At 72.8% G+C, this 744-nt stretch carries 1 protein-coding gene; it reads right to left on the bottom strand.

Translation table 11 applies throughout. From position 1 onward, the window contains the following. Positions 1-177 precede the first annotated feature (177 nt). Positions 178-744: universal stress protein (locus H3V53_RS43205; protein WP_336603043.1), on the bottom strand; the 567-nt coding region annotated here is incomplete at its 5' end.

Raw genomic sequence — 744 nt, 5'->3', positions numbered from 1 at the left:
CGGCACCCGGCAGCCACGCGGCAACGCTCACCGCGACGCTTGCAGCGCGCCGCGCGCCGCGCGCCGTCGCGGTGCGACGGTGCCCTGGACTTGCGCGTCGCGTCGAGATCGAATTTCATCCGTCGTTCATCGCGATCGCGGCGAACCGCGCGCCGCCGGCGCCATGGCTGGGTGCCGTCAGTGCGACAGCAGCACGGGCACGGTCATCGATTCGAGCATGGTCCGCGTGACGCCGCCGAACACGCGCTCGCGTGCCCGCGCGTGCCCGTAGGCGCCCATCACGAGCAGATCAGCATGCAGGTCGCAGACGAGATTGAGCAGCGTGGCGCCCGTGCCCATACCGATGGGATGGGGCGTGGTTGAAAACGACGCGCGCACGCCGTGTCCTTCGAGCCATGCAGCGACGTCGATGCCCTCCGACGCATGCGCGTGCTGTCCGTGCGTGCCGACGATCTCGATGCCGACGTGACGCGCCCGCTGCAGCAGCGGCAGCGCGTCCGCGACGGCCCGCGCCGCTTCGCGGCTGCCATCCCACGCGACCAGCACGTTTTCGCCGAGCATGCGCACGTCGCCCGCATACGGAATCACGAGCGCGGGACGGCCCGCGCCCAGCAGCACGTCGCCCACGAAATGCGGCGCGATGTAGGCGGCGGGGTCGCGCGGGTCGGGCTGGCCGAGCACCAGCAGATCGGCGTGGCGCGCGTGCAGCAGCGCGGCGTCGAGCGCGGGCCCGGACGGCGCGCG

It is taken from the genome of Paraburkholderia bengalensis (genome assembly GCF_037126505.1).
Taxonomy (GTDB): domain Bacteria; phylum Pseudomonadota; class Gammaproteobacteria; order Burkholderiales; family Burkholderiaceae; genus Paraburkholderia; species Paraburkholderia bengalensis.
The sequence above is the reverse complement of the archived record's forward strand: the minus strand, read 5'-3'. Positions and strand labels throughout refer to the sequence as shown.